The sequence below is a fragment of the Flavobacterium sp. FG68 genome (assembly GCF_057808895.1).
Window position 1 is genome coordinate 25,229 of the sequence record NZ_JBMDIY010000021.1, and the last position, 23,803, is coordinate 49,031.

15 protein-coding genes are annotated in these 23,803 nt (G+C 33.4%); 12 read left to right on the forward strand and 3 right to left on the reverse strand.

The annotated features are described in order from the left end of the window. Window positions 1-61: 61 nt before the first annotated feature. The 3 genes from ACODSB_RS14360 to ACODSB_RS14370 form a co-directional block, all read right to left on the reverse strand. Window positions 62-1,081 carry a saccharopine dehydrogenase family protein gene (locus tag ACODSB_RS14360; RefSeq protein ID WP_488937555.1) on the reverse strand — a complete coding sequence of 340 codons (1,020 nt, stop codon included), beginning with the start codon at window positions 1,079-1,081 and terminating at the stop codon, window positions 62-64. Window positions 1,082-1,103: 22 nt separating this feature from the next. Continuing rightward, the gene (locus ACODSB_RS14365) at window positions 1,104-1,808 is read right to left on the reverse strand and encodes a hypothetical protein (RefSeq protein WP_488937556.1); all 705 of its coding nucleotides are present in this window, start codon (window positions 1,806-1,808) and stop codon (window positions 1,104-1,106) included. Window positions 1,809-1,882: 74 nt separating this feature from the next. Beyond that, entirely contained in the window at window positions 1,883-3,172 is a 1,290-nt protein-coding gene (locus tag ACODSB_RS14370; RefSeq protein ID WP_488937557.1) for a Na+/H+ antiporter, read from the reverse strand. A gap of 371 nt (window positions 3,173-3,543) precedes the next feature. Between ACODSB_RS14370 and dnaK the strand changes: the two genes are divergently transcribed. From dnaK to bglX, 12 genes are all read left to right on the forward strand, one after another. Beyond that, on the forward strand, window positions 3,544-5,427 hold the full coding sequence (gene dnaK, locus ACODSB_RS14375) for a molecular chaperone DnaK (protein WP_053473507.1): 1,884 nt from the start codon (window positions 3,544-3,546) through the stop codon (window positions 5,425-5,427). Between the two features lie 228 nt (window positions 5,428-5,655). Continuing rightward, window positions 5,656-6,219, forward strand: coding sequence for a DUF6252 domain-containing protein (locus ACODSB_RS14380; RefSeq protein ID WP_488937558.1), 564 nt, complete (start codon window positions 5,656-5,658; stop codon window positions 6,217-6,219). 153 nt (window positions 6,220-6,372) lie between these two features. Further along, window positions 6,373-6,936 carry a DUF6252 domain-containing protein gene (locus ACODSB_RS14385; protein WP_488937559.1) on the forward strand — a complete coding sequence of 188 codons (564 nt, stop codon included), beginning with the start codon at window positions 6,373-6,375 and terminating at the stop codon, window positions 6,934-6,936. A gap of 144 nt (window positions 6,937-7,080) precedes the next feature. Then, window positions 7,081-8,154, forward strand: coding sequence for a magnesium/cobalt transporter CorA (corA, locus tag ACODSB_RS14390; protein WP_488937560.1), 1,074 nt, complete (start codon window positions 7,081-7,083; stop codon window positions 8,152-8,154). Window positions 8,155-8,220: 66 nt separating this feature from the next. Continuing rightward, window positions 8,221-10,314 carry a phosphate acetyltransferase gene (gene pta / locus ACODSB_RS14395; protein ID WP_053473504.1) on the forward strand — a complete coding sequence of 698 codons (2,094 nt, stop codon included), beginning with the start codon at window positions 8,221-8,223 and terminating at the stop codon, window positions 10,312-10,314. A gap of 233 nt (window positions 10,315-10,547) precedes the next feature. Continuing rightward, a complete protein-coding gene (locus ACODSB_RS14400) occupies window positions 10,548-11,732 on the forward strand; it encodes an acetate/propionate family kinase (protein ID WP_488937561.1) in 1,185 nt (394 codons plus the stop codon). A gap of 101 nt (window positions 11,733-11,833) precedes the next feature. Beyond that, complete coding sequence (locus tag ACODSB_RS14405; RefSeq protein ID WP_488937562.1) at window positions 11,834-14,578, forward strand: helix-turn-helix and ligand-binding sensor domain-containing protein; 2,745 nt, start codon at window positions 11,834-11,836, stop codon at window positions 14,576-14,578. A 244-nt stretch (window positions 14,579-14,822) separates the two neighbouring features. Then, entirely contained in the window at window positions 14,823-17,831 is a 3,009-nt protein-coding gene (locus ACODSB_RS14410) for a SusC/RagA family TonB-linked outer membrane protein (RefSeq protein ID WP_488937563.1), read from the forward strand. A 4-nt stretch (window positions 17,832-17,835) separates the two neighbouring features. Then, entirely contained in the window at window positions 17,836-19,296 is a 1,461-nt protein-coding gene (locus ACODSB_RS14415) for a RagB/SusD family nutrient uptake outer membrane protein (RefSeq protein WP_180857655.1), read from the forward strand. Between the two features lie 68 nt (window positions 19,297-19,364). Then, window positions 19,365-20,738, forward strand: coding sequence for a glucoamylase family protein (locus tag ACODSB_RS14420; protein WP_488937564.1), 1,374 nt, complete (start codon window positions 19,365-19,367; stop codon window positions 20,736-20,738). A 13-nt stretch (window positions 20,739-20,751) separates the two neighbouring features. Then, window positions 20,752-21,465: a carboxylesterase family protein gene (locus tag ACODSB_RS14425; RefSeq protein WP_488937565.1), complete on the forward strand. Its 714-nt coding sequence runs from the start codon at window positions 20,752-20,754 to the stop codon at window positions 21,463-21,465. A 10-nt stretch (window positions 21,466-21,475) separates the two neighbouring features. Continuing rightward, window positions 21,476-23,776 carry a beta-glucosidase BglX gene (gene bglX / locus ACODSB_RS14430; protein ID WP_488937566.1) on the forward strand — a complete coding sequence of 767 codons (2,301 nt, stop codon included), beginning with the start codon at window positions 21,476-21,478 and terminating at the stop codon, window positions 23,774-23,776. Window positions 23,777-23,803 lie beyond the last annotated feature (27 nt).

Below are 23,803 nucleotides of genomic sequence, written 5' to 3' on the forward strand. Positions count from 1 at the left end.
TTGAAAATAATTAAAAACCCTTGTTTTTACAGAACTTTACGGATACTTTTTTAATGAAAAATTATAAAGGAGATTCTTCTATAGCAGAAATTATTATGTCATCTTCATTTAAAGACTTTAAAAAATCTGCTGCGTCAAAAATTTCTCCAATAACGGTAACACCTGTTTTTGCTGTTTTTCCAGATAGTATTCTGTTTACGGTTTCTACGACTAATGGAGAAGTTACAGCATAAATATCTTGTCCTTGCGCTGTAATTTTTCTTTTGAGATTATCTTTTGTGGCAACAACTTCTAATGAAAAATGCTGTGACGATCTGTTCTTTTCGTCAGTAGGTTCAGGTTCAGGAGTGTCTTTATTTCTAAGATCTTCTAAAGAATTTTGACTTAAATAAGTATTGATTGTGTTTACATTTAAATGACGTGAAATGGTAATAATTTCAGAAAGCGGAAGACTCACAACTTGTTTAATTCCAATTGGGTTTTGGAAATCCCAGTCAATTGGAACACTTGGTTCCAGTTCTTGTAATTGATTGTTTTTTAATGTTAATCTGGTGTAATGATTTCTGTCGCCCGTTAATCTGGTTCCTTTTGTTGGATACCAGGAATCGAGACCAATATAAATGTTTATTTCATCAATTTTGTCCCAATCGTGCGTTACTGCCGTACTCAATAAATCGCCTAAACCGCCATAAAATGCAACGGCAGGAATTATTAAAATTTTACCTTTGGCTTTTTCAGCATAATTTTCAAATACATCTAAAACTGCTTTTTGTTCGGCACTCAAATCAATATAATGAATTCCTAATCTTAAAGCAGATTCAATAATAGGTTCGGCAGTATCTAAAAACGGACCTGCACAGTTTATGATAATTTCAGATTCAGAAAAAGCATTGTCTAAACTTACTGCATCACTAATATCTGCGGCTTTTATTGTCGAATTTGGATATTGTTTTTTTAATTGCTGCAGCTTGTCTTCATCTCTTCCGGAAAGAATTAATTGATATCCTTTTCTGGAAAGTTCAGCAACAATAAATTTTCCCGTGCGTCCGTAAGCGCCATAAATTGCAATGCTATTTTTCATTTTATAGAATCTTTAATTGTTTTTAAAGTACTTGGTAAGTTACTCCAAATCTGAAGATTTTTGAATAAGCTTCGTTTGTACCGCCAACATATCCGTCCAGATAATTTCTTAATCCGAAAGAATAACCCAGATAAACACCAAATTTTTTATAATCTGTTGAGATTTGAATTCTTGGGCGAAAATCTGTACTTATTGTTTTTCTGTCTCTAGAGGTAGTATATTTATTTCCTGATACATCAGTTGCATCTCCTTTTTCTTTGGCACTTAGGATATTTGCAATATCAAGACCTGCTACTAAATCAATAGGAAATGTGTCTGCATTAAAACGGTATCCGGCAAATGGGTTAACGTTTATGGTGTTAACATTCATAAAAGTTTCGCCAGAAACGGGAACAGCAACAGCTTCTTCATATTTAAATACAGATGTTAACGAAGTTTTGCTACGCAGATCTTCGTAACCAACTCCTATACCGTATATAAAATTAACTTTGGTTATTCTTTTTAGATTTAGTGAAACTCCATATGAGAGTGCATTTTTTGATCCGTAAGGATTATTTGTATATCCATAACCTATAGTTTCAGAATCTAAAATAAAAGAAGATGATTCTGCGCTTTTTCCGCCAAAAGCAGAAAGTCCTGAATCTAAAGAAACTCTCAATTCGGTTTTTTGAGCGTAAGAATTGGAAAATAAAACAAAGGCAATTGCCAGTAATACTACCTTTTTCATTAGAAGTTTTTGGTTAAAGTTAACGAAGCTAATGTAGGTAAAATAGTATTGTATTTTGAAGCCGTATTTTATTTTTATTTTAAATTTTCTTCTAGTTTTTGTTCTTTTTCGCTTTTAGTATTTAACCGTTTAACAATCCACGGAAGCGTAAGTCCTTGGCCAATAAGCGTAAAAAGCACGACTGCTACAGAAATAAAAATAATTGTATTTCTTTCGGGAAACGGAGTGCCGTCTTCAAGGAATTTTGGAAGTCCAATAGCAATGGCAAGAGATACAATACCACGCATTCCGGACCAGCCTAAAATAATACTGTTGTTAAAGTCTAAAAGGGCATCTTCACTAACTTTTCTTTTTCCGCCGCGGTTTTTTTGAAATGCTTTTTGAAGATTTATTTTTTGGAGAAATACTCTAACCATCCTAATTAGCAAAGCTACAATTGTAATGATAAAAGCATAACCAATATAAGGCAGAATCATGTGGTTATCAATATCTTTTAATAAATACCTGAAGTTAAGTCCAATTAAAATAAAGATTAAGCCGTTTAATAGAAAAATGATAATGTCCCAAAGGCTTCGGGAACTGTTTTTTAAATTTTCGGGGAATATTTTTTTGCTGAAACGAGCAATTGCCAGTCCGGAAACTACTACTGCAATTACGCCTGAAACATGAAATTGTTCTGCAACTAAGTAGGCTACAAATGGCATTAATAGCATAAAGCTAATCGTGACATTGGTATTTTTATGTACTTTACTTAATATAAAAGCAAGGATTTTTGCTATCACCATTCCTACCAAAAAACCGCCTCCTAATAAAAAAATAAACTGTAGCGTTGCTTTCCAGATTACAAAAGCAGATCCCATTACGGCGGCAACAGCAAAACGATAGGCAACAAGTGCCGAAGCATCATTTATTAAACTTTCGCCTTCAAGAATTGTAATGGTTTTATGAGATATTCCGAGTCCTTTGGTAATGCTTACAGCAGCAACGGCGTCGGTTGCAGAAAGGATTGCTCCGAGTACAAATGCCAGCGGCCATGTTATATTTGGGATCATATAATGAGCTACTACGGCAATCCAAAATGTGGTAAGAAAAACTAAAGTTATCGCCAGCGTGCTTATAGTGTTGAGATTGGTTTTGAAATCCTTTGGAGAAATATTAAACGAGGCATCATATAATAATGGCGGCAGAAATATCAAAAAGATAATTTCGGGATTAATCTGGATTTCGGTCATGGTTGGAATAAAACCAATGGCGATCCCAACAATTACAAGAAGAATAGGGTAGGGAAGTTTTGCTTTATCAGCAAAGGCAGATAAACCGATTACGATGGCAAGTATAAATATAATGATACTGTAATTTTCCATTTTTTGGATTTAGAAAAATGCTAATGTACTTAATTCAGTATTTAATTAAAAATTATTCTGATTGGAGAAAGACAAAAAGTTCTTTTGAAAAACGAATGCCCTAGCCCCGATAGAAGCGGCATCCTTTTATGGTCTCGTTTCTTTAACGAGAGCATAAAAGATATAGCGGATAGCGGGAATAAGCTCCTTAATTATGACATATTTATAGGCTTATGCCATGGTTGTCAGTCTTGAAAAATGTCATGTTGTCAGATGAATATTGTTGTGCCAATATTAAAACTGACAATTTACTTTGGTTTTTTATCTTGGCACAAAGATTGACTTATGCCACGTGAGTTATGAAAATTAAATCAAAATTAAATATATAAAAAATGGGTAAAATAATCGGAATTGACTTAGGTACGACGAACTCTTGTGTTTCTGTAATGGAAGGTAACGAAGCAGTTGTTATCCCTAATGCGGAAGGAAAAAGAACGACTCCATCTATCATCGCTTTTGTTGAAGGTGGCGAAATTAAAGTAGGGGATCCTGCAAAAAGACAAGCAGTAACGAATCCTACAAAAACGATTGCTTCTATTAAACGTTTTATGGGACATACTTTTGCTGAAACTCAAGATGAGGCAAAAAGAGTTCCTTACAGTGTTGTAAAAGGTGACAACAATACTCCACGTGTGGATATTGATGGTCGTTTATACACTGCTCAAGAATTGTCTGCAATGACACTTCAAAAAATGAAAAAAACTGCTGAAGACTATTTAGGTCAAACTGTAACTGAAGCAGTTATTACTGTTCCTGCTTACTTTAACGATGCACAACGTCAAGCTACTAAAGAAGCTGGTGAAATTGCTGGTCTTAAAGTTATGCGTATCATCAACGAGCCAACTGCTGCTGCACTTGCTTACGGATTAGATAAAAAAGGAACTGATCAAAAAATTGCTGTTTACGATTTAGGTGGAGGTACTTTTGATATCTCTGTTCTTGAATTAGGTGACGGTGTATTTGAAGTATTATCTACAAATGGTGATACTCATTTAGGTGGTGATGATTTTGACCAGGTTATTATTGACTGGTTAGCTGACGAATTCAAATCTGAAGAAGGTATTGATTTACGTTTAGATCCGATGTCATTACAACGTTTAAAAGAAGCTGCTGAGAAAGCTAAGATTGAATTATCATCTTCTGCTGAAACAGAAATCAACTTACCATACGTAACTGCTACTGCTTCCGGACCAAAACACTTAGTGAAAAAATTATCTAGAGCTAAATTTGAGCAATTATCTGATACTTTAGTAAAACGTTCTATGGAGCCAGTTGCTAAAGCATTAAAAGATGCAGGTTTATCTACATCTGATATCGACGAAGTTATCCTTGTAGGAGGTTCTACTCGTATGCCAAGAATCGCTGACGAAGTGGAGAAATTCTTCGGTAAAAAAGCATCTAAAGGTGTTAACCCTGATGAGGTTGTTGCTATTGGTGCTGCTATTCAAGGTGGAGTTTTATCTGGAGATGTAAAAGATGTATTGTTACTTGACGTAACACCTCTTTCTTTAGGTATCGAAACTATGGGTGGTGTATTGACTAAATTAATCGAGTCTAACACAACTATCCCAACTAAAAAATCTCAAGTATTCTCTACTGCTGCTGATTCTCAACCATCTGTTGAAATCCACGTATTACAAGGAGAAAGAGCTATGGCTGCTGATAACAAAACTATTGGTCGTTTCCACTTAGATGGTATCCCGCCAGCACCAAGAGGAGTTCCTCAAATCGAAGTAACTTTCGATATCGATGCTAATGGTATCATCAAAGTATCTGCAACTGATAAAGGAACTGGAAAATCTCACGATATCCGTATCGAGGCTTCTTCTGGATTAACAGCTGAAGAAATCGAAAAAATGAAAAAAGATGCTGAAGCTAACGCTGATGCTGACAGAATTGCAAAAGAAAGAGCTGAGAAATTGAACGAAGCTGATAGTACTATTTTCCAAACTGAAAGTCAATTGAAAGAATTGGGAGATAAATTAACAGACGATCAAAAAACAGCTATCGAATTTGCTTTAACTGAATTAAGATTTGCTCACCAATCTCAAGATCTTGAGGCAATCCAAAAAGGATTAGACAATGTAAATGCAGCTTGGAAAACAGCTACAGAAGCAATGTACGCTCAAGGTGGTGAACAAGGTCAACAAGCTGCTCCACAACAAGAGCAATCTGGAGACAATGTTGAAGACGTTGAATTCGAAGAAGTAAAATAATTTACTACGTAAAGACGCACTGCGGTGCGTCTCTACAATTGAATATGAAAACCGAGTCAGAAATGACTCGGTTTTTTTGTATTTATATTTTTTAAATCGTTGTGTTTCAGTATTAAAAAAATTAAGATTGATTTAATTGAAAAAAAATTGGCAAAATGAGGTTTCCCTCAATTTAATTATCTGGTTTTAGCTTAGTTTTGAGAAAAATAACCTAAAACAAAAAATACCATGAAAAAAATCTTAAGCCTCGGGTTTATCTTCCTGACTATTCTATTTACCGGATGCAGCAGTGACAATGATGATAATGCTGTTGACAATGAAAACTCAGTTTCTGCTGTTATAAATGGAGCAGACTGGAAACCTACAAAAATCAATAGTGTGACTTTAATTAAAGTACCAGGAATGAACCAGCGTTTTGATATAAACATTCAGGATGATTCTAAAATGCTTATGCTTGCCTGTGAAAACGCTACTACTGCTGAAGATGCAATGCCATTAAAAGAATATAATTTTTACGAAGAGATAGACGAAGAAGATAAAAAATTACAGGTTAGTGATGCATTATTTATTAATTCTTATTTAATCGATGGAAATACTTATACAGAACACATTCCTGTTTCTGGAAAAATAACAATTACCGCAATGGATCCAAACAAAAAGACAGTTTCGGGAACATTTAGTTTTAAAGCTGTAAAAGGAGGCGTGTTGCAAACTAAAATTGTAACTCCAGAAGTTTTTGAAGTAAAAAATGGAGTATTTACTAATTTACCATATACTGTTTACAAACAATAAATTACATCGAAAATGATATCAAACCGAGTTAGAAATGACTCGGTTTTTTTTGGTTATATTTTTTTAACATTATTATGTTCACTTTTAGTTGTAATATTTCTTTTTAGAGTTTATTTTTGTAAGAAAAATATGTTATTAAATTTAAAATGAATTATGAGAAAAGTTATTAAGATTGGAATTGTCTTTTTTATTATTCTATTAACTAGTTGTAGTAATGATAATGATAGCAAAAATAATGCTCCTAAATCTATTTCTGCTAATATAAATGGTATAGATTGGAAACCTACTAAAATTAATAGCGTATCATTTTTTAAAATGAATGGAATGGATCAGATTTTCGAAATTAATATCCAAGACGATAATCAAATACTAACATTGGTATGTACAAACAAAGCAACAGAAACTAATGCAATGCCAATAAAAGAATATAATTATATTCCAAAAGACGAAATTCAATTAACTCCCATTGAAGCATTATTTATCAATGCATATTTAATTGATGGTAAAACTTATTATGAACATGAGCCTAGTTCTGGAAAAATTATAATTACAGCTATGGATCCAAAGAAAAGATTAGTTTCTGGAACTTTTAGTTTTCAAAATATAAAGACCGAAATAAGACAAGATAAAATTGTGACTCCAGATATTTATAAAGTAGAAAATGGTGTATTTACTAATTTGCCTTACACTGTATCTGTATGTGATTATAAGGATTAAAACCAATTATTTGTTTTTTTATGCGCGTTATTTATCGTAGAGACGCACTGCAGTGCGTCTATTTACGAGGTTTTTTACAAAATGATAATTGTCATTTCCCATTCAGATTCTTTTTCGTAATATTACTATTGTAAATTTTTTTGAATGAGAAAGATTAAATACAAAAAAGGAAGAAAGCTCCAACACATTACTTTAGAATATACTGGCTCGCATAAAGAACATGAAGCCGAAATGCAGCTTTTTGTTTATGATGATGCCGATGTTGTTGAATATGAAAAGTTTACAGTTCTTGCTTTAAATTCCTGTTTTGATTATTCTAAAAATAACTGGCTGAATATTCATGGACTAAATGACATCAATCTTATTAAAACAATTGGTGTACATTTTAAGCTGGATGATTTTTTACTTGCCGATATTCTAAATACCACCAAAAGAACTAAGTTAGAAGAACAACAAAATGTTTTATTCTTTAATATAAAATCGCTTTTGCCTTCTGAATATTCAGATAATATAAGCGTAGAACAAATTAGTTTTATTTTAAAAGACGGAATTTTAATCTCATTTCAGGAAAAACGAAGTGATTTCTTTACCCACATTCGCGAGCGCCTTCGTACACATGCAGGAATTGTAAGGACTAAAAAAGTAGATTATTTGCTGTATTTACTTTTAGATGCCGTTATGGAAAACTTCTACATTACAATTGAAGATGAAGAAGAGAAGATCGAAGAATTAATCAATTTGACTAAAAAAGGAGCTGATCCTGTAATTTTAGAAAAAATTGAGAACCACAGAGATAATTTTAATTTTCTAAAACGTTCAATAGTTCCGCTTCGGGATTCTTTGTATTATCTAAAAACAATTAAAGATGACGATGAAAATAACGGTCTGATTCAGAAAGAAACGTTTAATTTCTTTATCAGACTTCATCAAAAAAGTTTAGAACTTTTGGAACAAATAGAATCAGATATGAGCGCGCTCGAAAGTGCCTCTAATTTTTATTTTTCGGAACAAAGCCGGAAAATGAATGAAATCATGAAAACTTTAACTATAATCTCAGCCATATTTATTCCGCTGACTTTTATAGTTGGAGTTTATGGAATGAATTTCGAAAATATGCCGGAACTGAAAACAGAAAACGGCTATTTTGTAGTAATGGGCATTATGTTTTTGTTAGTGTTGGGATTAATCATTTATTTCAAGAAAAGACGTTGGTTTTAATGTTTATTTCAATTTAGAAAAAAATGATTTTGTGTGGATTTAATATTTAGAATAATATAAATAATTATGAGTAAAGCGATATATATAGCCACAAGCGATCAAAACAGCGGAAAGTCGATAATTACACTTGGCTTAATGAGTATTTTGATTGGTAAAACGGCTAAAGTAGGTTATTTCAGGCCTATAATCGAAGATTTTGTGGATGGTGAAGTAGATAATCATATCGAAACAGTTTTGTCTTATTTTAACCTTGATATTCATTTTGAAGATGCGTATGCTATCACAAAAAGCAAACTGATTAAAAAGAAAAATAAAGGTAAAATAGGAGAGGTTCTGGATTTGATTATCGAGAAATATAAAAAACTGGAAGAACGATTTGATTTTGTTTTGGTTGAAGGAACGAGTTTTACCGGTGAAGGAACTTCTATTGAATTAGATTTGAATGTTTTAATTGCAAAAAACCTCGGAATTCCAACCATAATTATTGGTTCAGGAATTGGTAAAACTTTAGAAGAACTGGTTGATAGTTTGTATCTGGTTTACGATTCTTTTAAAGTAAAAGAGGTTGAAGTTTTATCTGTTTTTGCCAATAAAGTACAGCCCGAAAATATTGAATTAGTTACCAAAAGCCTGCAAAAAAGCCTTCCTCCAAATGTTTTAGTAAATACAATTCCGCTGGTTTCAAGTTTAAACAATCCTACCATGCAGGAAATTGTAAATGAACTTAACGCAAAAGTGTTATTTGGAGAAAATTACCTGAATAATGAAATTGGCCATTTTAGTGTGGGAGCTATGCAATTGCATAACTATTTGGTTCATTTAAATAATAACGCGCTCGTAATTACGCCAGGAGATCGATCTGATATTATTCTGGGAGCTTTACAGGCAAATGAATCTGCAAATTACCCAACTATTTCAGGAATCATTCTAACCGGAAATATTGTTCCGGAAGAAAGTATTTTAAAGCTTATAGAAGGGCTTTCGGCCATTGTTCCAATTATTGCTGTTGATGGCGGAACGTATCACATTACAAACAAAATAGGATCTATTAAATCTGAAATCTACGCTAACAATACGCACAAGATTGAAACCTCAATAACAACATTCGAGAAATATGTTGATAATGACGCTTTATCCGAAAGATTAATCACTTTTGAAGCAGAAGGCATGACGCCAAAAATGTTTCAATACAATATGGTTAAAAGAGCCAGACAGCATCGCAAGCACATCGTTCTTCCGGAAGGAAATGATGACAGGATTATTATTGCAGCTTCAAGGCTTTTGGCAATGGATGTAGTTGATATTTCGATTATTGGAGATAAAAAGCAAATTGAAAATAAAGTTACTGAATTAGGAATCACCCTTGATTTTTCAAAAGTAAATATTATAAATCCTAAAGAATCTGAACTTTACGAAGATTACGCCAATACGTATTATGAGCTTAGAAAAGCTAAAAACGTAAGTATTACAATGGCCAGGGATTTAATGGAAGATGTTTCGTATTTCGGAACGATGATGGTGTACAAAGGCCACGCAGACGGAATGGTTTCGGGGGCGGCACATACAACACAGCATACTATTTTACCAGCACTTCAATTCATCAAAACAAAACCAAATTCATCTGTAGTTTCATCTGTATTTTTTATGTGTTTAGAAGACAGGGTTTCTGTTTTTGGAGATTGTGCCATTAATCCAAACCCAACTGCTGAACAATTGGCAGAAATCGCCATTTCATCAGCAGAATCAAGTTCAGCTTTCGGAATTGAGCCAAAAATCGCCATGCTTTCTTATTCTTCGGGAGCTTCAGGAAAAGGAGATGAAGTAGATAAAGTGAGAACGGCAACCGAAATCGTAAAACAAAAACGTCCTGATTTAAAAATTGAAGGACCAATTCAATACGATGCAGCTGTTGACCGCGCGGTTGGAAAAAGCAAAATGCCGGATTCTGAAGTTGCAGGGCAGGCAAGCGTACTTATTTTTCCTGATTTAAATACCGGAAATAATACTTATAAAGCCGTACAAAGAGAAACAGGAGCTTTGGCAATTGGTCCAATGTTACAAGGTTTAAATAAGCCTGTAAATGATTTAAGCCGAGGCTGTACAGTCGATGATATAATCAATACGGTTGTGATTACGGCAATACAAGCGCAGGGATTATAATCAATTAAAAATTTGGAATTAAAAATTAAAAAATAGAACGCGGATGAGACTGATTCGCTACCGCGAAAACGCAGATTTACACAGATTTTATTTTTGATAGAATAAAAATCCGTTTTAATCCGCGTCTTTACGAAGTAAATCCGCGTCATCCGCGTGCTAATCTCAACAAAAAAATGTCTTAGAGATTAAAATAAACTTAGTGACTTAGCGCCTTTGTGGCAAAAACATAAAAAATGAAAATACTAATTATAAACTCAGGAAGTTCATCCATAAAATACCAATTAATGGTTATGCCGGAAAACGAAGTAATTTGTACCGGAATGATCGATAGAATTGGTTTAGAAACATCAAATATTACGTTTAAAACAGCTTCAAATTCTTATGAAGAAATACTGCCTGTTCAAACCCATAAAATTGGTTTGCAAAAGGTTGCAGATATGCTTCTTGATCCTGAAAAAGGAGTTATAAAAACAACTTCAGAAATTACAGCTGTTGGTCACAGAGTAGTGCATGGCGGAAGTTATTTCTCCAATACAACCATAATTACCGAAGAAGTTAAAGAGAAAATAAAAGAGCTCTCAGAACTGGCCCCGCTTCATAATCCTGCTCATTTAGTGGGGATAAATGTTGCCGAAGAAATTTTTTCAGGAGCAAAACAAGTAGCCGTTTTTGATACTGCTTTCCATCAGACAATTCCGGTTGAAGCTTATAAATACGCCATTCCAAATTTCCTTTTAACAGAACATAAAGTTCGTGTATATGGTTTTCATGGAACAAGCCATAAATATGTTTCAGAAAAGGCCATTGGCTATTTAGAAAAGGGGTCGAAAATAATTACAATCCATTTAGGAAACGGCTGCAGTATGACAGCTGTAAAAGATGGAAAAAGTATCGATACAACCATGGGATTTTCCCCGGCAAATGGTTTGGTTATGGGAACGCGTGCCGGCGATATTGATCAATCGGTTATTTTTTATATGGTTAAAAATTTAGGTTACACACCAGATGAAGTAAATTCTATTTTACTGAAACAAAGCGGAATGCTTGGTTTAACAGGTTACAGCGACCTTCGTGATATCGAATCTAAAGCCGAAGAAGGAAATAAAGACTGTCAATTGGCTTTATTAATGAATGCCTACAGAATCAGAAAAACTATAGGTTCATATACAGCAGCTTTAAACGGATTAGACGCTATTATTTTTACTGCAGGAATTGGTGAAAACTCTTCATACATGCGTAAATTGATTTGTACCGATATGGATTATTTTGGAATTGAAATTGATCCCGAAAAAAATCAAATTCGTTCAAAAGAAATCAGAGAAATTAGCACAACAAATTCAAAAACCAAGGTTCTGGTTGTACCAACTGATGAAGAATATGAAATCGCAAATCAGGTTTATCAGTTATTAGAAAATTAAAAAATAGTTTTAGTTATAAAGAAAGCTTCTCGAATCGAGAGGCTTTTTTTGATCCAAAAAATCAATATTTGTCAGTATCTTTGAATTTAAAACCGAATATCTTGAAATCGATACTTTTAAAATCAATTTTCTTGTTTTTCGCTGCTTTTCAAATTCAAGCACAAGAACTTCTTCCTTTCGTAGAAAATTATAATAAATCAGACTATCAGGGCGATAATCAAATCTGGAATGTTGCTCAGGGTAAAGATAAAGCCATGTATTTTGCCAATAACCATTATTTATTGCGTTATGACGGCGTTATTTGGGAAAAATATGCTCTGCCCAATAAGACAATTATTCGCTCAATTTTAATTGAAGGAGACCGAATTTACTCCGGTTCATACAAAGAATTTGGATATTGGTACAGAGAAAATGGTAAAATGCGTTACGTTTCTATCACCAAAAATCTTCGCTTATTTGCTGAAAAAGACAATGAAGAAATCTGGAAAATTTTCAGGTTTAATGGTTCGTTGTATTTTCAGTCTTTCAATGATGTTTTTATTTATGATGGAAAACACATTAAAAAAATTAAATTTCCTTTTTTAATTTCTTACTGTTTCGTTGTTGACAAAGATCTGTATGTTGCTTCAGTAGATAAAGGTCTTTTTAAAATGAAAGGTTCCAAAATTGCAAACCCGAAAGGCTGGAATATTTTAAAAAATACGGTTGTTCACGCGATAGAAAAGGATAAAAACAAAACCTATATTTTTACACAAAAAAAAGGAATTTTCATTGTTGAAAATGGAGGTTTGAAACCCTGGAATAATCCATTAAATGAAACTTTAAAATCTAACGGAATTAATGTAGCCAAGTTTATTAAAAATAATAAGCTAGTTATCGGCACAGGAAACAAAGGCGTTTTTATATACGATTTCAACAATAATACTTTTAAAAATATTGACCGAAATAATGTTCTGATGAATAATTCGGTTTTAAGTATTGGTTTTGATAAAGAAGAAGATTTATGGCTGGGTCTTGATAACGGACTTGCACATGTTGAGGTTAATTCTCCTATTTCATTCTTTTATGATAATTCCGGAATTCTGGGATCTGTATATTCAGTTGCGACAATTGATAAAGGTTATCTAATAGCTTCAAATCACGGAATTTTTGAATTTGATTCGGGTAATTTTAAAATGCTCCCAAACACGCAAGGGCAGGGCTGGAATATTACTAAAATTGGCAGTAAATATGTTATAGGCCATAATGACGGAACTTTTTGTTATGAAAACGGAGCTTTAGCAAAAATAAATAATGTGAGCGGCGGATGGAATTTGTCAAAAAGTACTATTAACGACACTTACTTTCAGTCTACTTACAGCGGAGTTTTAGTTTATGATGATGCGTCAAAACTTTCACAAAATATAAGAATAAATGATCTTTCGAAACCAATTAAATATGTAGCCCAAAATAAAAAAAATGAAATTTGGGCAGCCGATAATTACCGCGGATTATATCGCGTTTTTCTCGATGATAATTTTAAAACTATAAAGGTTGAAAATATTACGCAGCAAAGTAAAATCAAAAATGATTTTGGTGTTAAGATTTTTGAATTTAGAAACGAAATACTTTTTCTAATCAATAACGTTTGGTATACGTTTAATTCTATTTCGAATAAATTAGAAGAAAATGAATTATTCAATACCAATTTCAAAAATATTTCTGACGTTGTAGCAATCGACAAGGATCATTTTATGGTTCTTCAGGATGGAATTCTATATCATATCTATTCGCACGACAATAAGTTTATCTGGAATATTATTCAGGAGAAATATTATAAAGGAAAACTCATTAACGAAAACCTGAGAATTTTTAGAAGTCAGAATCATTATTTACTAAATCTTGATGACGGATTTATTTCACTTCAGTTAGGATATCAAAATGAACAAAACAAAGGCGTTAAAGTTGAAGCTTACAATGATAACGAACTGCTGAAAAACGAAGGGAAAATAAAACACAATACAGAACTCCGAATAAATGTTATTTCCGGAATTTACGGTGCAAGCAAACCCAATTTATTTTATCAAATTAATAAAGGCAAAAATTATATCCCAATTTCAAATGGAGCTATAGTTTTAAATAACTTAAGCAGCGGTTCGCATTCCATTGTAATTTTTAAACATGACGGGGCTAATTATGATAAAGTTTCCAGTTTTGATTTTAAAGTTGCACAACCTTGGTATTTCTCTTTTTGGATGATTCTTCTTTATCTGTTATTAATAGGAGCAGTATTGTTTTTCTATTATAAATGGAATAAACTTCGTTATACCCAAAAATTAAAATTACAGGCCGAAGAATTAAAACACCAGCGTGAAATTCTGGAAATGGAATTAAAAAAAGAAAACGAATTAAATATTCAGGAATACGAAAAACATATTTTAGAGCTGGAACTTCAGACAAAATCTTCTGAGGTTGCGGGGAAATCACTTTCGATTGCTAAGCAAAGCGAAATGATTGAAAATATCCAAAGCATTTTAGATTCTGAAAAAGATTTCAATAAACTTAAAAGCGAAATTAAAAAAGCCATCAAGATAAATGAAGTTAATAAACACGAATGGGAAATATTTGAAACCAATTTAAATCAAATCCATAATGAGTTTATTATAAACCTTTCTAAAAAATATCCTCATTTAACTCCAAAGGATATAAAACTGTGTGTTTACCTTAAAATGAACCTTTCTTCGAAGGAAATTGCGCCTATGATGAACATCTCTTTTAGAGGCGTAGAACTGCACAGATATCGCCTCAGAAAGAAATTAAATCTGACTCAGGAGGAAAACCTGTCCAAGTTTTTATTAACTCTGTAAGATTTGAGTTTGTTTTTTACAGAATTTATATTTTTCTACATCAAAATTTACATAATTACAACACATCATTACTACATCATAAGGTTATGTTAATGAAATTAATTTAACATTTATGGTGCTGATAATCATTAGGATACACTTGTGTTTTAACACAATGATGTAGCTATGCTGTAGTGGTATTTGATGTACTACAACGTTGTAATTGCTTAATTTGGCTCTACTAACTTAAACGAATACAAACTGTATGAAAAATTTTATTTTTAGCTTATTTGTGCTCTTATTATTGCCAGCCTATATGTCTGGACAAGCACAAGCAATTAAAGGGAAAGTAGTTGACAGCAGCGGAATGGGAATTCCCGGAGCGGTTATCGCTTCATCTGATGCCAGAGCAACTGCTGATGCAGATTTCGACGGAAACTTTACCATCAATGCTAAACCTGGAGACATTTTAAAAGTCTCTATGTTAGGTTTTGATCCAGTTTCTGTACCGGCAACTACCGCACCAATGACAATTACTTTAAAAGAATCAGCTGACACTGCTTTAAAAGAAGTTGTTGTAATTGGATACGGTACTAGAAAAAAGATTGATAATACTTCAGCAGTAAGTTCAATCAAATCTGAGGAAATTACTAAAATGAAGGTTCTTAATGCTTCGCAAGCTATTCAGGGTAAAGCTGCGGGGGTACAAGTAGCAACTTCGGATGCTCCAGGAAGTAAACCTTCTGTCATTATTAGAGGTGTAGGTACAGCATTAGGAGGAAGAAATCCTTTATACGTTGTTGATGGTATGCCTACTGATAATATCAACAATATCAATACAAATGATATTACCTCTTATGAGATTTTAAAAGATGCTTCTGCCCTTGCAATTTATGGAACAAGAGGAGCAAATGGTGTAATTATGATTACAACTAAAGCTGGTAAAGGAAAACTTGTTGTTGATGTTGACAGCTATACGGGATTCAGAACACCTTTAAAGAAGGTAAAAATGGCCAATAGTGATCAATATATTCAATATAGTAATGCCGCTTTTTCTGCTCAATATCCAAGCGGAAGATTTTCTACAAATCAGCCATATAATACGAATTGGTTTGATGAGATAACAAGAACAGGTACTTATTCTCAAAATAATATCTCACTTTCTGGATCTTCAGAAAATATCAAATATTTTTTAAGTGCTGGTAATTACGAAGAAAAAGGTATTTTGAATGGAACTGATTATGGGCGTACTACATTTAGAAGTAATAATGAGTTCAAAATTTCAGAAAAACTTAGATTAACGCAAAACTTTAGTGTAAGTTCTATAAAAAATACACCTAAGCCTTTAAGTGCTTTTACTTCTGCTTACAGACAATCTCCACTTGTGCCTGTACGTTTCCCAAGTGGAAAATATGGTGTTCCGTTTGAAAATAACGGAGTTATATCTGAAAGTGGTGATTCATTTAATTCAGTTGGAAATCCAGTAGTTGCTTTAGATTATAATAATGAGCAACAACAAACTGTCATTTTGCAGGGTGGATTAAAATTAGATTGGGATATTCTTAAATCGTTAAAGTTTACATCACAGTTTAATGGAGAATATTATACTTACAAACAGTATAATTATGTTGATAATTTAGCTTTATGGCTAGCGGCAGACCCTACAAGAGTTGAATCAGCTTATGATTCAAACACTTTGAATAAAAATACATTGACAAGAAATAGAGATCAATATTTCAATTGGAATTTATCAAACTACTTAACTTATAACAAAGTATTTGGTGAAATTCATGATATTGAAGTTACTGCGGGTATTGAAGCCAATGTAATTGGTACAAGAGAAAAATTATCTATTGATAGAAAAAATGTTGATCCAAATTCTAATTATTGGTCATTAGGGGGCGTGCCATATGCAGCTAATGTAACAGGATATAAGGATGAAGCTATCAACGAAAGAAGATTAGCATCTTATTTTGGACGTTTCCAATACAAATTAATGGATAGATATTTACTTACAGGTACTTTAAGACGTGACGGATCATCACAATTTTCAGAAGCTAATCGTTGGGGGACATTTCCATCAGTTGGTTTAGGATGGATTGTAACTAAAGAAAGTTTCTTGTCTGACATAAAAGGGTTGGATTTATTAAAGTTGAGAGGTTCTTGGGGTAAATTAGGAAATCAGGATGTACCATTGAACGTTCAGTCATTTACTTCTGGAGTTGATTATAACGGAGGTACAGGTGTTACTATTAATTCACAAATTGACCCAAATTTAGGATGGGAAATTGTAGAAGAAACATCTTTAGGTTTTGATATTGAACTTTTTCAAAATAGATTAAAAGGAACTTTTGATGTTTATGATAAGAATACAACTAATGCAATCTTAAATGTTTTACCATATTCACCTTCAGGAATTACAAAAGAGTCTCCAACTCATGTGGGTGAAGTATCTAATAAAGGTATTGAGGTTTCGCTGCGTTGGGATGACAAGATAAATGATAATTTAAGTTATTGGATAGGAGGAAATTATTCTCATAATAAGAATGAACTATCTAGACTTAAAGATGTTCAAATTGCACCGACTAACGGAGGTTCATTAGGAAATGGCCAGGTGACAAAAGTACTTGATAATACATCAGTAGGAAGACCACTTGGAAGTTTCTACATTTATGAATATGCAGGTGTAGATCCGGCAAATGGACAAATGCTTTATTATAATGCAAACGGAGACAAAGTAGCTCAGGGTGCATTAGACCAAAATCGTGATAGAAAATACGTAGGTACAGTTTTACCAAGTTCTAATTACGGAATCACATTAGGGTTAAACTATAAAAGAATTGATTTCTCTGTAGATGGTTATGGTACTGCGGGAGCTAAAGTTTACAATGGTAAAAAATCGCAGCGTTTTTATGGAGAAAATGTAGAAGCATCTCTTGTTAATGATTATTGGACTCCAACAAATACTAATGCTTCAAACCCTGCACCATTTAACCAAGTTCCAGTTGCATCAACTTATTACTTAGAATCTGCGGATTATTTTAGAATCAATAATATTACATTAGGATACAAACTGCCTCTTAACGAAGATGGATTTATTAACTATTGCAGAATTTACGTAAACGCAATGAATCCGTTTATTAGCCAAAAATTCTCAGGTTTTTCTCCTGAAGTTGTAGGAGACGGTGAGGTGATTAAAGGAACTCAAGGAATTGAGTTGGATGCATACCCGGCATTAAGAACGTTTGTAATTGGGGCTAATTTAAAATTTTAATATTATGAAAAAGATATATATATCACTTTTTGTGCTTGCATCTCTATTTTTATCTGGATGTTCAGATGATTTTTTAGATGTAAATCCAACAGAAAATAAGCCTGCTGATCCAGAGTTAATTAATAATGATCAGGACGCAACAACAATGATAGATGGGATTTACAATATATTTTTATCTTGGGATATGTCATCATTTGCATGGAACGGAGCAACAAGTATTATCTCAGATGATGCAGATAAAGGTTCTGATCCTGGAGATACAGGAACAGATAAAGATGTTTTAGACAATTTAACTTATAATGCCTCAACACCTTCATTTAAAAGTATTTGGGATTATAATTATGCAGGTATCAATAGAGCTAATCAAGCACTTGCAATTTTACCAAAATTAGATAAAGTAACTCCTTCTTTAAAAAACAGATTAGAAGGTGAATCTAAATTTTTAAGAGCATTTATGTATTTTACTTTGGTAAAAGGATTTGGAGGAGTGCCTATTGTTGATCATTTACCAATTCCAGGAAATGCAGACGATAAAATTATGCAGTTGACCCGTAAAACTCCGGCAGAAGTTTATGCTTTTATTGAAAGTGATCTAAACAGAGCGATTGAAACATTACCATTAAAATCTACTTATACTGGTAAAGATGTTGCAAGAGTTTCAAAAGGATCTGCTTATGCATTATTGGCTAAAGTAAATTTATATCAAAAAAACTGGCAGAAAGTAGTTGATAATTGTGATAAAGTGACTGGATATACTTTAGTTTCAGATTATTCTTTACAGTTTAAAAAGGAAGGAGAATTTGGTTCAGAATCAATTTTTGAAATTAATGGAATTGGGGGAACTTCTTCTCCAGGATTTGGAATTGGAAATTATTCAGTGTCTCAAGCACCTCGAGGAGCTGGAGGCTGGGGCTGGGGCTTCAATACCCCAACAGAAGGTTTAGCAAATGCGTATGAGCCAGGTGACGTTAGAAAAAATGCAACAATTATCTTTAGAGGAACAACTTTGTATGATGGAAGAGAAGTAGCTTCAACAGTTAGCAATCCTAGATATAATTATAAAGCATATTCATCAGCTTTTTACAATCAGGAATTTACAGATACAAATCTTAGATATTTGAGATATGCTGAGGTTTTATTAATGAAAGCCGAAGCTTTAAATGAATTAGGACAGACAGCAGCTGCTATCCCTTTATTAAATCAGGTAAGACACAGAGCTAATTTAGGTGATACTCCTGCAGTATCTCAAACAGATGTAAGAAAAGCAATCTACAAAGAAAGAAGAGTAGAACTTGCTTTTGAACACGACAGATGGTTTGATATTATTAGAACTGGTCAGGCAGAGGCAGCTATGGCAGCAGACGGTAAAACATTTGTGGTCGGAAAACACGAATTATATCCAATCCCATCTAGTTTCCTTCAACAAGCAGTAGGATATTCATCTCAAAACCCAGGCGGTTACTAAAATCTTAAAATCACTTCCTTCAAACTTTTGAAGGAAGTGATTATTTATTCAATATTTAAATTTTTATAATGATTAGAATTTCAGTTTTATTTTTAGCTTTTACTTTTTTTAGTTGTGGATCCAATGCTGAGAAATCAAAAGGAAATGCAGAAGAAAATACTTCTGGTGTTGCATTAACAGATGAACAGCTTCTTGATGCTGTTCAAAAACAAACTTTTAAATACTTCTGGGATTATGCAGAACCAAATTCCGGATTAGCCAGAGAACGTTTTCATCCAGACGGAGTTTATCCTGAAAACGATTCAAATATCGTTACAACAGGAGGTTCAGGTTTTGGATTAATGGCCTTGGTTTCAGGAATGTCTCAAGGTTATATCACAAAAGAACAAGGAGTAGAAAGACTTAACAAAATTGCAGATTTTTTAGGCAAAGCAGATCGTTTTCATGGCGCATGGTCACATTGGATCGATGGAAATACAGGAAAAGTAAAACCTTTTGGAACCAAGGATAATGGCGGCGATTTAGTCGAAACTTCATTCTTGGTTGCAGGGATGATTACAGTTCGTGAATATCTTAAAGATGGCTCTGAAAAAGAAAAAGCTGTAGCGCAAAAATACGATGTACTTTGGAAAGGCGTTGACTGGCAGTGGTATACAAACAATAAAAATGTTTTATACTGGCACTGGTCGCCAAGTTATGCTTGGGAAATGAATTTTCCACTACAAGGATATAATGAATGTTTGATTACCTACGTTATGGCAGCTTCATCTCCAACGCATACAATAGATGCAAAAGCATATCACGAAGGATGGGCGAGAAGCGGTGGAATTGTTTCTTCTAAAACAAAATATAACATTCCGTTAGTTTTAAAACACAATGGAGCAGAAGAATTTGGAGGTCCTTTATTTTGGGCACATTATTCTTATGTTGGTTTAGATCCAAATCAATTGAAAGATAAATACGCGAATTATTGGGATTTGAACGTAAATCAAACCAAAATAAATTACCAATACGCAATAGAAAACCCAAAGAAAGTAAAAGGTTACGGAGCAGATTATTGGGGATTAACAGCATCTTATTCAAGAAATCCTGATGGATCTATTGGTTATAATGCCCACATGCCAAGTAATGATCAGGAAGTTATTTCACCAACTGCAGCAATAAGTTCTATAGTATACACACCAAAAGAATCAATGGCAGTAATCCGAAACTTATATGACAATCATAAAAAAGAAACTTGGGGAGAAGCTGGTTTTTATGACGCTCTAAGTTTAGGAAACAATTGGGTTGCAAAACGTTATTTAGCTATTGATCAAGGACCTGAAGTAGTAATGATAGAAAACTACAGAACTGGTTTATTGTGGAAGTTATTCATGAATGCACCAGAAGTAAAACAAGGTCTAAAAAAACTTGGATTTACATCTGGAAAATACGGTATTTAAGAAATAATCTATTATGAAATACAAACTAGGTTTAGCACTGCTGTTTATTTCTGCATTAAGTTTTGCACAAAGTGAAACCACCGGAAAAATAAAAACAGTTATTGTAACGAATAATGAATTAGGCTACATATTGCATAAACCAGCCAATACAAAAGATAAAAAGCCATTAATAGTTTTTATTTCAGGTGATGGAGAAAAAGGGACAGACATTGAAAAAGTAAAAATTCATGGTCCTTTTAAATATTTAAAAACGCATCAGTTAGACGCTTATATTTTAGCGCCGCAATGCAAAGAAGAGGAGAATTGGGATACAGAATCAATTTACGAACTGATTTTAAAAATTCAGAAGGAAAACAAAATTGATTCAGAACGAATATATGTTACTGGTTTGAGCTCAGGAGGCTGGGCTTCGTGGAATTTGGCTTTTGCACATCCGGATCTATTTGCCGCAAACGTACCTGTCGCTGGTTTTGTAGATTTAATTCAGTTAGAGAAAACTTGTGAAATAGCCAATATTCCAACCAGAATTTTCCACGGATTATTAGATGATGTGGTAAAAGTAGATTATGCCATAAGCGTTTACAAAGAATTAAAAAAATGTAATGCAAAAGACGTTCAGTTAACTATTTTTGATGATGCTGGACACGACAGCTGGACACGAGTTTACGACAATCCCGAAATTTATGACTGGATGTTGAAACAGAAAAAATCGAATACGAACAAATAAATATTATAGAATGAAAAACAAATTAGTCTTACTTTTTTTAGGATGTGCTGTTTTGGGTTACGCTCAAAAAAAGAGCACAAAAAGTACAGTGAAAATTAAACCTAAGTCAGAGTTTGTAGCAGAATTAATGTCAAAAATGACATTAGAAGAGAAATTAGGACAGTTAAATTTACCAACATCTGGTGATATTACAACAGGACAGGCAAACAGCTCAAATGTTGCAAAAAATATCGCAGAAGGAAAAGTGGGCGGTTTGTTCAATATAAAATCAGTACAAAAAATTAAAGAAGTACAAAAAATTGCTGTCGAACAAAGCCGTTTAAAAATTCCATTACTTTTTGGTATGGACGTTATTCACGGTTACGAAACAACATTCCCAATTCCGTTAGGATTATCTTGTACTTGGGATATGGCTTTAATTGAAAGAAGTGCGCAGATTGCAGCAAAAGAAGCAAGTGCAGACGGAATCAACTGGACATTTTCGCCAATGGTAGATATCTCTCGCGACCCGCGTTGGGGAAGAGTTTCTGAAGGTTCAGGAGAAGATCCGTACTTAGGAAGCCAGATTGCAAAAGCAATGGTAAACGGATACCAACAGCATGACCTTTCAAAAAACAACTCCATTTTAGCTTGTGTAAAACACTTTGCATTATATGGTGCACCAGAAGCAGGTCGTGATTACAACACAGTTGACATGAGTCATATCAGAATGTTTAACGATTATTTTCCACCTTACAAAGCAGCTGTTGACGCTGGAGTAGGCTCAGTTATGGCGTCTTTCAATGAAATTGACGGAATTCCTGCAACAGGAAACAAATGGTTAATGACAGATGTTTTAAGAAAACAATGGGGTTTTAAAGGTTTCGTAGTAACAGATTTTACAGGAATCCCTGAAATGATCGAACACGGAATGGGTAATCTTCAGGATGTTTCTGCTTTGGCATTAAACGCTGGTGTAGAAATGGATATGGTTGGAGAAGGTTTCTTAGGAACTTTGAAAAAATCATTAGACGAAAAAAGAGTTTCTATCGAAACAATTGACAATGCAGTTAGACTAATTTTAGAAGCAAAATATGACTTAGGATTATTCCAGGATCCATATAAATATTGCGACGAAAAAAGAGCTAAAACGGAGATCTTCACAACAGACAGCAGAAAAGAAGCACGTCAAATTGCTGCACAATCATTGGTTTTATTAAAAAATCAAAACCAATTATTACCTCTTAAAAAATCAGGAACTATTGGTTTAATCGGACCTTTGGCAGATGCTAAAGAAAACATGCCGGGAACATGGAGTGTGGCTACAAGAATGGAAAATGCCGTTTCATTATTGGCAGGAATTAAAGAAGTTGCAGGATCATCAACAAAAGTTTTATATGCTAAAGGAAGTAATTTAGATTACGACGAAGAATTTGAAACTAAAGCAACAATGTTTGGAAAAACATTACACCGTGATGCACGTTCAAAAGAAGAATTATTAGCAGAAGCTGTAAAAGTTGCTCAGCAATCTGATGTAATTATTGCTGCTATTGGAGAATCTGCAGAAATGAGCGGAGAATCAAGCAGCCGTACGAATTTAGAAATTCCACAAGCACAAAAAGATTTATTAAATGCATTATTAAAAACTGGAAAACCAGTTGTTGTAGTTTTATTTGACGGACGTCCGTTAGTAATTACTGATGAAGAAAAAACTGTTCCTGCAATTTTAAATGCTTGGTTTGCTGGTACGGAAGCGGGTTACGCAATTGCAGATGTTTTATTTGGAGATGTAAATCCTTCTGGAAAATTAACAACAACTTTCCCAAGAAGTGTAGGGCAGTTACCAATTTACTACGCACACAAAAATACAGGAAGACCACTTTCTAATACAGAAGGAAAATTCGAAAAATTCAGATCAAACTATATTGACGAAAGAAACGAACCATTATTCCCATTCGGATTTGGTTTAAGCTATACGACTTTTGATTATTCAAACCTTAAAATTTCTTCTGATAAAATGAATTTCAGCGGAAAACTAAAGGTAACGGTTGATGTAGCAAATACAGGAAATTTTAACGGAAAAGAAACAGTTCAATTATACATTAGAGATTTAGTTGGTTCAGTAACAAGACCAGTTAGAGAATTGAAAGGTTTCCAAAAAATAGCACTTAAAAAAGGTGAAAAACAAACAGTAAGTTTTGATATTACTGTTGAAGATTTAAAATTTTATAATTCTGATTTGCAATTCGCAGCAGAACCTGGACAGTTCGATATTTTCGTTGGAGGAAATTCAACTGCCGACAAGAAAGTTAGTTTTGAGTTAACTAAATAGTTGGTTTATTGATTAGTAAGGCCCTCC